This window comes from Nostoc sp. DSM 114167 (assembly GCF_052692655.1).
The window spans coordinates 2,041,129-2,054,691 of record NZ_CP195116.1 but is presented as its reverse complement, the minus strand read 5'-3'; the positions used below and the strand labels follow the sequence as shown (position 1 = coordinate 2,054,691).

The window sequence follows — 13,563 nt, the reverse complement described above, 5'->3', positions numbered from 1 at the left end:
CACTAAAAGCAATCTAACTGCTCCCTTGGTGTAAAACTCTATATGTCTTTCAAAATAGATCGTGGACTATTTAAATATGATTTCATAGATCATCACGCAGTGCTGTGCGCTCCTGTTGATGCGGATGTCAAAGAAATTCGCAAACGCTATCTCCAAGTCGCCCGTCGTTTGCACCCAGACAGTAGTCTTACTGAAACGGCTGCTCAAAAACATCTCGGTAATGAATTGTTATCAAAGCTGGTTAACCCGGCTTACGAAAAACTCTCTGGCGATCGCACTCGCACTGAATATATTCTAATTTTGTCGCAAATTGGCAAGCGTCTGGTACAAGAATCGACTGCGGTAACTCTAAATACCGACTTGGCTAAACAGTTAGTTGAGGCAGCTAATATCGATCATTTCTATAAAACTGCGATCGCAAAACTAGCCCAAACTCAATATGATTCTTTAGAACAAGCACTGCAAGTCATTGCCCAAGCTAGTGAGTTGAATTTAGTGTATTTAATGCGGAGTGCGGGTAAAGCATCCGCCGCGCCGCCACCTGTTCAACCCAAAGTTCAATCAGGTACACCTCAACCAAATACAGCAAAAAATACACCACCACCAGCAGCACCAGCAGCACCAAAAGAAGACTTGATTGTAGAACAGTATATTCGTCGCGCTCAATCTTTGATTGACAAAAACCAATTTGCCCCAGCCAAAGTAGAGTTGCAAGAGGCCCTGAAGCTAGAACCGAAAAATAGTCGCTGTCATAGCTTAATTGCAATGGTGTATTTGAAGCAAAATCAGCTAAAAATGGCCAAAATCCACTTTGACAACGCTCTAAAATTAGATCCCAGTGACGAAACGGCTCTACAATGGAAACCTAAAATAGATAAGGCTTTAGGACAACAACCTAGCGATCAGAAGGTGACTTCATCCCCCAATAATGGAGATAAGCAACCAGATAAATCTGGTAGTGGTTTGTTCGGTGGTTTGTTTGGTGGGAAGAAAAAATAATGGTGTATCAACCAGCAGCGGGAGCCAGGGATTTATTGCCCTTGGATGTGGAGAAAAAACGCTGGATTGAAGATCGGTTACAGCAGGTGTTTCATCGCTGGGGATATCACAGGATTATCACCTCGACTTTAGAGCGGATGGATACCCTGATGGCGGGGGAAGCAATCCAGCGTCAGATGGTGATTCAACTACAACAAAATGGTGAAGATGATGAATTGGGACTACGTCCAGAATTAACAGCATCTATTGCTCGTACTGTTGTCACTCGGATGGCTGGTGTCACTTATCCACAACGGTTGTATTACAACGCCAATGTGTTTCGTCGCACTTGGGAAAGTAGGCATAATCGCCAGCAAGAGTTTTATCAAGCTGGGGTGGAATTGTTAGGTGCTGGCGGATTGTTGGCGAATGCCGAAGTCCTGCTGTTAGTAGCAGATTGTTTGGCAGCATTGGGTTTGCAGGGATGGCATTTAATTTTGGGTGAAGCGGGAATTACCCGATCGCTCCTGAGTGCCTTTCCTGCTAATTTACAGGATCGAGTTCGTAGTGCGATCGCTCATCTTGACCGCATCACCATAGATAATTTACCCCTAAGTGACAAACTCCGCGATCGCGCCCAAATCATCATGGATTTGCGCGGGCCAAGTACAGATGTGTTGCAAAAAGTTAGTAGTCTGGATTTAGATGAAGAACAGCGAGAGGCAGTGAATAACCTCAAATCCCTAGTAGAATTACTAGAATCAGAGAAAAAATTTCCGTTGATCCTCGATCTGAGCCTGATCCAAACCATAGATTACTACACTGGTATTGTATTTGAAGTTGTCAACGATACCGAATCCCAAGCCAGAGTTTTAGGGCGCGGTGGTCGCTATGACCAGCTTTTGGGGCTATATCATCCTCAAGGAGAAAACATTCCCGGAATTGGTTTTGGACTAAGTATCGAAGATTTATACCAAGTTTTGTTGTCTACTCAGCAATTACCACAAGAAACTCCAGCGACTGACTGGTTGGTAGCACCAGAGACAGCTAGTGCTAACGCCGCCGCCTTTGTCTATGCGCAAAAACTCCGAGATTCTACTGATTTGGTGCGAGTAGAAATTGACTTAGGAGGAAGAGATGCAGAGGCGATTCGCCAATATGCAAGCGATCGCCGCATTGCCCAAATTGCCTGGATCAAAGCTGATGGTTCGCCAAAAATAGAACCATTACGTTAACTAAGTTGGGCATCGGGCATGGGCCAAACAGGGCATGGAGAAGAGACAAGGTAGACAAGGAAGAGGGGGGAGACTTGGGAGAGATTCAAGAATTTCCCCTTGTCTCCCTTGTCCCCTGTCCCCTTGTCTCCCCTGCTCCCACTTCGGCTACGCTCAGTGACCGAGGAGCAGGTGGTCACTGAGCGTAGTCGTTCGCGGAGCGTCTCGCAGAGAAGTGCTGCTCCCCCTGCTCCCCCTGCTCCCCTGCTCCCCTGCTCTCCCCTCCCCTGCTAGTCTAGAAAGAGCCGATACAGAAGAGAGGGAATCGAGAACATGCCGCATACAATTGTTACAGAAGTCTGTGAAGGTGTTGCAGACTGCGTAGATGCTTGTCCAGTAGCTTGTATTCATGATGGCCCAGGCAAAAATGCCAAGGGAACAGATTGGTACTGGATTGACTTTGCCACTTGCATCGACTGTGGTATCTGTCTCCAAGTTTGCCCTGTAGAAGGGGCAATTCTTCCAGAAGAACGACCAGAGTTGCAAAAAACTCCGTAATAGTCCATAGTCAACAGTCAATAATGATGTTTGACTTGACCGTGCCAATTTTAGATTTTAGATTTTAGATTTTAGATTTTAGATTTTAGATTTTAGATTTTAGATTTTAGATTATTCCGGTTCATGCTCCGTCCGTTCGCGTAGCGTCTCGTAGAGAAGTCAAGCGGAACAAATCCAAAATCCAAAATTTAAAATCATTTTGCCCCGTACCCTACTTCGACTACGCTCAGTACAAGTTGTGGTCGGGGTCAATCCAAAATCCAAAATTTAAAATCCAAAATCGATTGATCAATGACAAATACTTCGGCTTTGCTCAGTACAAGTGACCAATGACTAATGACTATTTATTAGAAGTTCAAAATGTTCGCGCTGGATACATCAAAGATGTAGATATCCTGCAAGGTGTGAATTTTCAGGTTGCACCAGGAGAATTGGTGACAGTGATTGGCCCCAACGGTGCAGGTAAATCTACTTTGGCAAAAGCAATTTTTGGGCTTTTGATCCCCCACACAGGCACAATTACTTTCAAAGGTGAAAATATCGTGGGGCTAAAGTCCAATCAAATTGTCCAACGAGGAATGTGCTACGTACCGCAAATCGCCAATGTTTTCCCTTCTCTAAGTGTTGAAGAGAATTTGGAGATGGGTGCTTTTGTGCTTAACACTCCCCTGAAACCAATTAAAGATAAAATATTTACTATGTTTCCGAGATTAAGCGATCGCCGTCGTCAACGTGCTGGTACTCTCTCTGGAGGAGAACGCCAGATGCTAGCGATGGGTAAGGCTTTGATGTTGGAACCTAGTTTGCTGATTTTAGATGAGCCATCTGCTGCTTTGTCGCCGATTTTGGTGACACAAGTGTTTGAGCAGATTAAACACATTAATCAGGCAGGTACTGCGATCGTATTAGTAGAACAAAATGCCCGTAAAGCTTTAGAGATGGCTAATCGTGGGTATGTATTAGAATCGGGACGTGATGCGATCTCCGGCCCTGGTGAAGAATTGTTGAATGACCCGAAAGTGGGTGAGCTATATCTAGGAGCAGGTAAGAGACATTAACCCTTTTTTATCACTCTTGCCCCATTCAACATAACACCAGCTTAATATCGGAGCTTCACCAGTCTATAGCGATGACTAGGTTGGGCTGCGCCGACGCTATCTATAACTAATACAAAAGCCATAACATTACCTGCCACTGCCGCGACCGTCGTTTTCGATGCTCAAAGAATTCTCCCTAATAATCCGTTTCTGATCACATCTACAGCTAGTCGAGAGGCAAAACAGGACATTCATTCAGGAAAAACTGACTAAAATCTAAATTACCCGGATTTACCAAAATCCTCATTCACAATGACGCTCTCTACGAGACGCTAAAAGCGTAGCTTGCTTCCCCGTAGGGGTACGCAGACTCGCTTGCCGCCGGCGCTGACGCAATTCTGAATTACGTTATGGATGAGTATTTAGACCTCAACCATAAATTAAATGTATGGGTATCCAAAAATATATCGGTCGAATTAAAGAATCTGGACGGACTATTCGCCGTCATAGCAGTTTTTATATTGGATTATATGGATGGATATAAAAGATTCCTACGAATTAGTTGCCGAATTATTTATACTAAGTCCTAACAAGCACCAGTACTACCAACAAGGACAAAGGGCGATGAGGCTTTTTTTATCTTGCATCCTAGCCCAAGTTGTAGCCCCGTAAGCTTGCACAGAGACGTAAAGGACAGAGAAAGAAACTTTCTAGATTCTTAGCGTCTCTGGGATTATTTTTATCTTGGGCGTCCCAATGTAGTGATATATAAAACAGCTTCATCAGTAGGAATGCCTAAAACTTCATTTACTTGGTCGTCAAAGAATCCACCGATACCACTGACGCCTACATTCAGGTGCATTGCTGCTAAATTCAGGCGTTGTCCCAAATGACCGGCATCCATGTGTAAGTAACGGTAAACGCGATCGCCATATTGTGCGATCGCAGCTTTCAAATCGGCTGTGTGAAATAATACCGCTGCCGCATCCCGTCCTAATTCTTGTCCCAAACAGAGAAAATGTAACTCTCGCCGAAAGTTTTTAAACCGGATTTGGCGTAATTCTTGGGCTTTGGGGGCGTAATAGTAACAACCCGCCTCCAGTCCTTTGACTCCGCAAACAGCAATGAATGTTTCGATTAAATTTAGATCGAAGTAGTCTGGAGAAATATCTAAGCTTTGGTCGATGTAATTTTGCGGTTGGTAAGTGAAATCGAGTAAACTTTTCAATTCATCGAAGCTTAAATCATCACCATTGTAAGCGCGGGTAGAGCGTCGCTTATACATAGTGGTTTCCAGTTCTGATAGTTTTTGTCCCCAGTTTATCGGTGCGGTGGTGGTGGGAATTTTTAAACAGAAAGGAAAATTGTATTTATCCTCTAAAGATTTTTCTTGTTTAATAGTTGGTAGATTAAGATTACCAGTTACACCTGATTGGATCTGGGTATGTTGATGGAAATATGTTAGTAGTTCGCCATCAGGGATTTGAGGATAACTGGTTTCAGTAGCGGAAGGTAAAGCAGTACATCCCAATGGTAAATTTTGATTAATATCTAACAAGTCTGCCAGAGGTAAGACAGCGATCGCACCTTCTTGTTGCGGATCGATATAAAGCAGATCGTTAACCGATTCATCGACAAAGCCGCCGATTAAATGGGGGCGATAATCAGTAACCGCACCAGCTAACTCGATATTACCCAACAGATGTCCCGTATCCAGAAAAATCCGACGGTAAGCCCGATCTTCATAGCGCCACGCAGAACGATAGAATACCGCAGTCACAATAATTGCCAATTGGGTATTTTCTAAAGAAGGATGCCAAAAACAAGCTGCTTGCAGAGTTTGCCAAACATCACTTTCCCAATAATGCATGAGAGAATGAGATCGACACTGGTAATTATATAGACCAGACGGCAAAAACGATGTACCACGGGAAACCACATACACCTCAGCAGGGTATAATCCACCTGCACTAGGAGCAGCGCGTAAATACACTGCACTACCCATAGAAGGCATTCTCGCTGTCAATCCATAACTGCGAAACAATAGCCGTGAAAGTCTTTGCCACCATTTAGCATCTGGATTATTAGCATAAGCCTCTGCTTTTTCTTGGATATAGGGTTTGAGATCAAAAGTAGAGCCAATTTTGTACTCTTTAAAGGGTACTGGCTGTTTAGTCCAGTCTAACCGCTGACTTTTAGAGGCGAGAGTATCAGGGTTGTATTTAGTCCGTTCGTGATAATGCTGGGCAATCGATTGGTGTAATTCTGGCATAGTACTTTTAATATCCTTGAGGCATCCTTTTCTCGATCTTGGCATTCATTAGCGTCATTATTTCGTGTCAATTAGTACAATCCTCAAAGTCATAAAGTGGTAGATGATAACAATTGAATTGGGCATGGGGCATTGGGTATTGGTCATTTGTCATTAATTATCTATCCTCCTCTGCTCCTCTGCTCCCACTTCGGCTACGCTCAGTGACCACCTGCCCCTCGGTCACTGAGCGTAGTCGAAGTGCTGCCCCTCTGCCCCCCTGCTCCCCATCTTCTTTCGCAGTACCATATAAACGCAAAACTATCTAAGCCTGGATGTGCAATGATGCCTGTACGTCAAACTTTATCAAAGCCTGATATCCAACTTTCTTATTTAGAATGGAATCAAGGTCAAGAACCTTTACTGCTGTTACATGGCTTAGGCGATCATGCTTTGGTGTGGTCTAGTTTAGGAGATTACTTGGCGGCGGATTACCACATAGTTGCGCCAGATATGCGGGGACATGGCCAAAGTAGTAAACCAGAGATAGATTATAGCTTTGAAAGTGCGATCGCAGACCTTGAAGCGCTTATGGATAGTCTTGGATGGACTTTTGCCCATATTGTAAGTCACTCTTGGACAGGTAAATTAGCCGTCATCTGGGCAAGACAAAACCCAAAGCGTTTACGGAGTATAATTCTCGTCGATCCGATTTTTATCTGGAAAATGCCCAGTCTTTTCAGGGTAACTTTCCCGATGTTATATCGCTTCTTGCCTTTTCTTAAAAGTATGGGGCCTTTTGCCAGTCAAGAAGAAGCCGAACAACAAGCACGGCAATTAAAGCAATATCAAGGATGGACTTCTTTACAAAAGCAAGTCTTCCAAGCAGGAATAGAACAAAAACCCGATGGAAGTTGGGGCAGCAAATTTACTATAGCCGCCCGCGACGGAATTTTTGAGGCAGTCATGCAAGTGCCCGGTTTTACAATTCCCCTTGACATCCCTGCCCTATTCATTCAGCCAAAACAAGGATTAAACCGCCAAAATTGGCAAATTCAACCCTACAAAACCTATCTTCAAAACTTACGTATCTGCCAAGTTCCCGGCAATCATTGGCCGTTTTTGACACAACCAGAGGCATTTAACCAAACTGTGGCAGCTTTCTTGGCAGAACACAGATCAAAAATCTCATGATTATTAGACGGGATTAGTCATACAGCAACAGAAGAATTAATAGGAGCGATGTCTAGGGGGATTAGGCATTGGGAATTGGACAAACAGGGCGTTAGGAGTGCTGAATTAGGAGTTAGGAGTTAAGAGTTAAGAGTTAGGAGTTAGGAGTTTTGTTTATCTCCTTGTCCCTTTGTCCTCTAACTCCCTCATTCCCTCACTCCCTCATCTCCCTGCTCCCCCGGTTACTGAGCGTTGGTCATTGAGCGTAGCCGAAATGAGTCGAAGTATGCTCCCCTGCTTCCCCACTCCCTACTCCCCACTCTTCTGTCATGAGCCTTTGTATCAATCCCGTTTGCCCTAAACCAAATCACCCGAATAATCAGCAAAACCGCTTTTGTCAAAGTTGTGGTTCCCATCTAGAATTGCTAGGGCGTTATCGGGTGACGTGCCTGTTGAGTGACAAAACAGGTTTTAGTAAAGTTTATGAGGCATACGAACAAGATACCCCCAAAATTCTCAAAATACTCAAAGAAGATTTATCAGGCGACGCCCAAGCAGTAGAACTATTTCAGCAAGAAATAACGGTGTTGGGACAATTCAAGCATCCTGGAATTCCCAAAGAAGATAGTTACTTCCAGTATCAAACCCGAAATGGTTTAGTGTTGCATTGCATTGCAATGGAAAAAATCGATGGCTACAACTTAGAACAGTGGCTACAGCAGCAAAATAACCCCATATCCCAAGAACAAGCCATAGACTGGTTAAGACAATTGATAGAAATTTTAGATGTAGTACATAGCAAACAGTACCTACATCGAGATATTAAGCCATCTAATATTATGGTTAGACCCTCTCTTGAGAAGGATTGGGGGAATCTAGTACTGATTGATTTTGGCACCGCCAGTGAAATTAAGAAAACCTACCAAGACCAACTAAGCAATGGCGACAAGATGACAGCACTTATGTCATCTGGCTACAGCGCCCCAGAACAAATGAATGGTCAAGCAGCACCGCAGTCAGATTTCTTTGCTTTGGGACGCACTTTTGTATTTTTGCTGACAGGATATCATCCTTTGGAGATGTATGATGTCCAGCAAAATTTGTTGCACTGGCAAAATCATGCGACCCATATTTCACCTTTACTATTGAATTTAATTGATTGGCTAACAGCATCAGATATAGAAAAACGTCCTGCCAGTACTCAAGAAATTTTGCATTCCTTAGAAGAAATAGAAACTCAATTAACAGACACGACTCCGACAAATAGTAATATTCTAGAATCTTCTAATATTGAGCATTTCAATACAGATATTAATAACAACTCATCACCTCCAAATAAGCAGTCGGAAAAAGTGCCGTTATTGACTTTTTTTGCAGTTTTATTAGTAATATTAGGGTTACTTAGTATAGTTACTTTAGCCACACGCAAATCAGATTTTCCTGACACATCTTATTACAGACAATATCCAGAAAAAAAAGGTAATATAGATTACTTTTCTTATCAAGAAGGTAAGGATAGTCAGGGAAGAATAGCTGAATTTAATATAGCGGTTTTATCACTAAAATATAAATGGCTTTTAGGTAGCAACTTTCAAATTAAATCCAATGATGAAATTATTAGTGTTGACCTTTTAAAGTTGAATTTAGAACAAGAAGGTATAGAAAATATAATGCAAGCTCCCAATGAGATTATCTCTGTCGGTACAGCTTCTTGTAAAGGTGATAGATTAATTCAAGAACGTGTGGCTTTAGAACGTTCTAAACAAATACAACTTTTGGCTAAAAAATTATTTATTAATACACCAAGTGTCAAAATTGATCGCTTATTGAATTTGGGTCAATTCCAACGGAGTGATTGTCAGGCAAATCAGGATTTAACGACATATCAAACAAGTGTGATAATTATTGGTGTGAAAAGAGAATCATCAGGTGTCATTCTTGACGAGGCGCTACGGAATAGGTTAGAAAAGAAGCCTTTTGCTGATTTTAAATTAGAAGATTATTCTTTGGGATCTGCACAGAAGTTCAAGACTATACCGAGCAATTTATAAAATCTCTAGCAAAGTAAAATCAGTATATAGGCATATCTCTTATGGCTAGAGCAGCAGATATCAGCACCAAATACTGTATTTGTCTTTGTTGACAGATTACTAGTAGCATCTTCCCAACTAACTAGGACGGTTATTCGCACCGTGAGTTTTTAGGATGATTTGTCAAAATAAATGATAACTGGAGGTTCAAAATATGAAATTTTCAATCCAATCACTTTATACCTGGTATCGCAGTGTACTTCGTAACCCCAAATACCGTTGGTGGGTAATTTTAGGAACGTTGGTTTATTTGGTCAGCCCATTTGATGTTCTCCCAGATTTTATACCCGTTGTGGGAGAGATTGATGATGTTTTCCTCTTGACTCTGCTAGTTGGTGAGGTGTCTGGGCTAGTGATTGAAGGCTGGAAAGCTCGTAAGGGTGAGGTGGGTACTGAAGTACCTAATACTACTGAGGGTTCTACCTCTAGCTCTAGTGGAAGCACTATTGATGTTGATGCTGTTTCTGTTAAGTAGTTTTAACAACAAAATAAAATTGAATAAACCCCTGCTTTTGGCGTCTTAAAGTAGGGGATATTTTTTTAACGCAAAGGAACGCGAAGGGAAGCGCGGAGGATCGCAGAGGATGAGATAGAGTGACAGGGAGAGTTAGAGGTTGTTAGCTACGCGTTTAATACCTTCTTTGAGGTGGAGGACGTTAAAGTTAAGGAGAAGACCTAGTTTGCAATTTGCTAGTTTGAGATAGGTTAGGAGTTGAACGGAGTGAATTGGGTGGAAGGACTCTACAGATTTAATCTCTACAATTACTTGGTTTTCGACCATCAAATCTAATCGATAAACACATTCCAATTGCACATCTTGATAAACTAAGGGCAATGGAATTTGTTTACCAACACTTAACCCAGCCTTCTTCAACTCATAATCCAAGCACTCCTCATAAGCCGACTCCAATAAACCAGGCCCCAAAGCAGTATGCACCCTCATCGCACACCCAATAATCACCCCACTCAACTCATTCTCTCTCATCCTCTGCGTTCCTCTGCGCTTCCCTTTGCGCTCCTCTGCGTTTAAAAATCCTTCACAAATTCCGTCAAGAACCTGAACGCCTTCAAAATATAACTAGCGCAATCTCTAGGAGAAGTATTGTAAAACGATCGCCACGCACTCGCCTTATCCTCATCATAGCGATCGCTACGTTGACTATGATTCTCTAACCACGCCAATCGCACTGCATGACCGATTAATACATCCAACACGATATATCCTTCAATTTGCAGCTTGGGATTATTAGCAGCGATCGCTCCTAATTCGATTAATGCTTCAATATTTACTTGGCGGTATTCTGGAGCTTCGATTTTATTCAGCAAATGCTCAACTAACAGCGCAAAATTCCTTTCCCCGGCTGTCATTTCCGACAGCATTATCTCACTATCTAAACGATTGCGGCGCTCTAGTTTATCACCAATTACTAGACCTTTGCAATGTTGCATTAATAGCCAAACTTGCTTAAAAAATTCTTTTGGTACGCGCCCTGTCGCACCCTCGGCTTGGCGAAATCGCCGCCAACCACCTGGCGGAACTTCTATCCCTTCGGCGATTCCTGGTGACACTACCCAAGCTATATCACTTTCTTTTTGTTTGACGTGCAGCGATTCTTGCTGGCGCAACAGGTTACTCATGCCAGTATATCCAGTTAATACCTGGCGTAAGCGCATTTTCACTTCAAAGGGTGAAAGTTGCATTAAGCGATCGTAAGCTTCATCTTGAGTGACATGCAATTCCCGCGCTAGTTCGCTGGTGATTAATAAGATCAGATAGCCGACTCTCAAGGTTAGTAGTCCTTGGAATAGTTCGGGTTCTGAGCGAATTAAAATACCAACATAGATTAAAATTTCTTGTGTGAGGACCCGATCGCGGATATCCTCACGACAAAAATGATTAATTTTATCGGCAATTTCATCGTGAGACATGGGTACGCTAATCAAGGAGGCTTCGCTGTAAGCTTTACCCACAGCAATTTGCTTACCCCGCACCAAAATACTCGTGACTGCATCTGATAGGCTGATATCAACCATTTGCCGTAATCCCGCAGCCCGACGCACTACTGCCCAAATGCCTAAATCTCCAGCTTTGGTGTAAACTTCATCTAGTAAATCGCCTACGGTGACAGGATATCCTGGGCCACCATATCCTGTATCAAATTTCATTCCCTGCAAGCGAGTTAATGTTTGCAATAACTCGATTTGCTCGTAGATATTCTCTGATGAACGCAAATAAGAAAGCAATAACCCCAAGTTAGTTTCGTATTCCATTTGAAATTCTTGGGTATGTCCTAAGCGCCAGTTTTTCTCAGGATGATAAGCTAAATAATAGCAATGTGGGCTAGCATTTTTTACTGGCGATCGCGAGAATTCTGCATTTGGTAGAAAATCAATTCTTTGGATTCCGGCTGTTAACATTAGCTGATTTAGCCGCCCTAATTTCACCCGCACGCCGTTACAAATACCATCTTTGAGTTCTTGCATCAGTTCTAGTAATGCTTCCGAACCTGCTTCTAACATGGTGTGCGTCAACATTAAAGTCAGAGTCGGACGCCCTAAATCGCTCCAATATTTTTGAATGTAAGCTAGTTCGCTTCTAATTTGATCCAGCAAAAAATGGTAATCAAGAGTTAAGTAAAATTGTTGAGAGTCAGAAAAGGAAGGCAAAAATACAATTGTTTCACCACGAATCCGAAAGATTCTAGATGTTGTTAAACTTCGCAGCCGCCGCACTGGCCGTCCAGTTAAACCAAGTTTGTCGTTACGTCCAATTTGGGTATAAATAGCTGAAAATTCTTCAGCTTTTCTCACCTGAATCGGTTCTACTTGGGTAGGCGTTTGCGCTTCAATTCCGTGAACTTCTAGTTTCGTTTGTAAATCTTCATCTTCTGCTAACAAGGCAATTTGTACTAATGCTTCGCGCTGTTTGCCCACACACAAATGTCTTCCTAAAGGATCGATATCACCAACTGCGATTAAACCTTCACTCAACATTTCACCAAGAAAATATAAACTCTGCGCCCACACCAAGGGAATATTTTCATTGGGCAAACGTGGTTGCGTTTGAGGTGTTAATTTTTCTGTCTCTATGTTTTCTGCGGAAACATAATAAAGTTCTGGCAATAAACGCAAACCATTTTGTTCTATAAGTAATGATTCTAAAAGATTTTGGTATTTTTTAACTTGTTCTCGATCGCCGCGAAATAATCCGTCTAGAACTAAATAAGTGAAAAATAACGGCCATTCGCATTCAATATGCTCAAATTGCTTGAGTTCCCACGGTTCGTAGTGTAAACGTTGATTATCTTCTAAAACCGTTTGGTGTCCATCGCGCAGAAAGCGTTTGCAGCCGTATTTACCTGCAAGTTTGTTGATAATATCGTTTAAGGTGCGATCGCGTAACTCCAAATCTTCTACCGCAAAGGCAGGATAACTAATAATACTTAACAGCGCCGCATCAATTTCTTTGGAACCAGATTCTCTCGGTAATAGTGATTCTAGAGTAATCCGGGCACGGGCGATTTCATCTGCTAGCACATGAATTACCGATGCTTGACTACCACGCACACCAAACAAATCCAGTCCGTTGATAGCTTCTAAAGCAGCTTTTGCCATACCTACAGAACTGGCATTTAATTCAGCATTTCCCCGATTAATTTTATTACCGCGTTCCCAAATACCGTAATCTGGCGTGCGGTAAGCTCGTCCAATGTAGTAAACCAAATTTTGGACGAAATTTACTTCATCAATCGTATAAATTATTGGCAATCCCGCAGCCGTCATTTGTGCCAACATCAGCAAAAATATAGATGTGGCATCAAGTTGCAAATGTCCCCATTCGTCATCACCAACAACAATGTCACCCGTCGCGGTATTGTATTTGGCGTGCAGTCCATCTAGTAGCGACTGAGTATGTTTAAATGTCTCTACTTTATGAGCCTGTCGCATCATCGCAAATAACAACCCACGCATCAGTTTGATGACACTGTGTTCTAGTTCATAGGTGCGTCCTTTGTCGTCGTCAATTTTGCGGTATGCAAGTCCTAAACCCCAAACTGCCAAAATGCTGTAAACATTGTCTCGCACCCAGGCATCTGTATAATCGCCGTGGGCTGTAATCGCTGTGCTTGCAGGTAGTAAACCCGTAATCGGATTTTGCCGAGTCAGGATGATTGTTTTGATTTGCTGGTAGTAATAGTCCAGGCGAGTTAGCAATTTGGTAGATGTTTTCATGGTTTGGTTCAGAACAACTTGCAAAATTC

At 42.5% G+C, this 13,563-nt stretch carries 10 protein-coding genes and 1 pseudogene; 8 read left to right on the top strand and 3 right to left on the bottom strand.

Annotated features, from left to right (window positions below; genetic code table 11):
* Positions 1 to 42 precede the first annotated feature (42 nt).
* The 5 genes and pseudogenes from NSTC731_RS08900 to NSTC731_RS08880 form a co-directional block, all read left to right on the top strand.
* Positions 43 to 999, top strand: a complete 957-nt coding sequence (locus NSTC731_RS08900) for a J domain-containing protein (protein WP_445630483.1) — start codon at positions 43 to 45, stop codon at positions 997 to 999.
* Entirely contained in the window at positions 999 to 2,213 is a 1,215-nt protein-coding gene (locus tag NSTC731_RS08895) for an ATP phosphoribosyltransferase regulatory subunit (RefSeq protein WP_445630482.1), read from the top strand. Before NSTC731_RS08900 ends, NSTC731_RS08895 begins: the two co-directional genes overlap by 1 nt.
* 312 nt (positions 2,214 to 2,525) lie before the next feature.
* A complete protein-coding gene (locus NSTC731_RS08890; protein WP_104907250.1) occupies positions 2,526 to 2,750 on the top strand; it encodes an indolepyruvate ferredoxin oxidoreductase subunit alpha in 225 nt (74 codons plus the stop codon).
* A 329-nt stretch (positions 2,751 to 3,079) separates the two neighbouring features.
* On the top strand, positions 3,080 to 3,808 hold the full coding sequence (locus NSTC731_RS08885; protein WP_445630481.1) for an ABC transporter ATP-binding protein: 729 nt from the start codon (positions 3,080 to 3,082) through the stop codon (positions 3,806 to 3,808).
* Between the two features lie 418 nt (positions 3,809 to 4,226).
* A pseudogene (locus tag NSTC731_RS08880) lies at positions 4,227 to 4,459 on the top strand (IS4 family transposase); the annotation flags it as partial.
* A gap of 67 nt (positions 4,460 to 4,526) precedes the next feature.
* Here NSTC731_RS08880 and NSTC731_RS08875 read toward each other — a convergent pair.
* Positions 4,527 to 6,059, bottom strand: coding sequence for a SagB/ThcOx family dehydrogenase (locus NSTC731_RS08875; protein WP_445632049.1), 1,533 nt, complete (start codon positions 6,057 to 6,059; stop codon positions 4,527 to 4,529).
* A gap of 324 nt (positions 6,060 to 6,383) precedes the next feature.
* Here NSTC731_RS08875 and NSTC731_RS08870 point away from each other — a divergent pair, with 324 nt between their 5' ends.
* The 3 genes from NSTC731_RS08870 to NSTC731_RS08860 all read left to right on the top strand — a co-directional run bounded on the left by NSTC731_RS08870 (position 6,384) and on the right by NSTC731_RS08860 (position 9,776).
* Positions 6,384 to 7,232, top strand: coding sequence for an alpha/beta fold hydrolase (locus NSTC731_RS08870; protein ID WP_445632048.1), 849 nt, complete (start codon positions 6,384 to 6,386; stop codon positions 7,230 to 7,232).
* Positions 7,233 to 7,540: 308 nt separating this feature from the next.
* Positions 7,541 to 9,262 carry a protein kinase domain-containing protein gene (locus tag NSTC731_RS08865; RefSeq protein WP_445630480.1) on the top strand — a complete coding sequence of 574 codons (1,722 nt, stop codon included), beginning with the start codon at positions 7,541 to 7,543 and terminating at the stop codon, positions 9,260 to 9,262.
* A gap of 193 nt (positions 9,263 to 9,455) precedes the next feature.
* Positions 9,456 to 9,776 carry a YkvA family protein gene (locus NSTC731_RS08860; protein ID WP_445630479.1) on the top strand — a complete coding sequence of 107 codons (321 nt, stop codon included), beginning with the start codon at positions 9,456 to 9,458 and terminating at the stop codon, positions 9,774 to 9,776.
* Positions 9,777 to 9,908: 132 nt separating this feature from the next.
* On the opposite strand, the gene NSTC731_RS08855 is transcribed toward NSTC731_RS08860, so the two are convergent.
* Both NSTC731_RS08855 and NSTC731_RS08850 read right to left on the bottom strand, forming a co-directional pair.
* A complete protein-coding gene (locus NSTC731_RS08855; protein WP_445630478.1) occupies positions 9,909 to 10,286 on the bottom strand; it encodes a GxxExxY protein in 378 nt (125 codons plus the stop codon).
* A 41-nt stretch (positions 10,287 to 10,327) separates the two neighbouring features.
* Complete coding sequence (locus NSTC731_RS08850; RefSeq protein ID WP_445630477.1) at positions 10,328 to 13,534, bottom strand: glycoside hydrolase family 15 protein; 3,207 nt, start codon at positions 13,532 to 13,534, stop codon at positions 10,328 to 10,330.
* Between the last annotated feature and the right edge of the window lie 29 nt (positions 13,535 to 13,563).

What these genes read in the sequence shown, in the direction of transcription:
- NSTC731_RS08900 (WP_445630483.1), top strand. Translation starts at nt 43, where the DNA reads ATGTCTTTCAAAATAGATCGTGGACTATTTAAATATGATTTCATAGAT.
- NSTC731_RS08895 (WP_445630482.1), top strand. Translation starts at nt 999, where the DNA reads ATGGTGTATCAACCAGCAGCGGGAGCCAGGGATTTATTGCCCTTGGAT.
- NSTC731_RS08890 (WP_104907250.1), top strand. Translation starts at nt 2,526, where the DNA reads ATGCCGCATACAATTGTTACAGAAGTCTGTGAAGGTGTTGCAGACTGC.
- NSTC731_RS08885 (WP_445630481.1), top strand. Translation starts at nt 3,080, where the DNA reads ATGACTAATGACTATTTATTAGAAGTTCAAAATGTTCGCGCTGGATAC.
- NSTC731_RS08875 (WP_445632049.1), bottom strand. Translation starts at nt 6,059, where the DNA reads ATGCCAGAATTACACCAATCGATTGCCCAGCATTATCACGAACGGACT.
- NSTC731_RS08870 (WP_445632048.1), top strand. Translation starts at nt 6,384, where the DNA reads ATGCCTGTACGTCAAACTTTATCAAAGCCTGATATCCAACTTTCTTAT.
- NSTC731_RS08865 (WP_445630480.1), top strand. Translation starts at nt 7,541, where the DNA reads ATGAGCCTTTGTATCAATCCCGTTTGCCCTAAACCAAATCACCCGAAT.
- NSTC731_RS08860 (WP_445630479.1), top strand. Translation starts at nt 9,456, where the DNA reads ATGAAATTTTCAATCCAATCACTTTATACCTGGTATCGCAGTGTACTT.
- NSTC731_RS08855 (WP_445630478.1), bottom strand. Translation starts at nt 10,286, where the DNA reads ATGAGAGAGAATGAGTTGAGTGGGGTGATTATTGGGTGTGCGATGAGG.
- NSTC731_RS08850 (WP_445630477.1), bottom strand. Translation starts at nt 13,534, where the DNA reads ATGAAAACATCTACCAAATTGCTAACTCGCCTGGACTATTACTACCAG.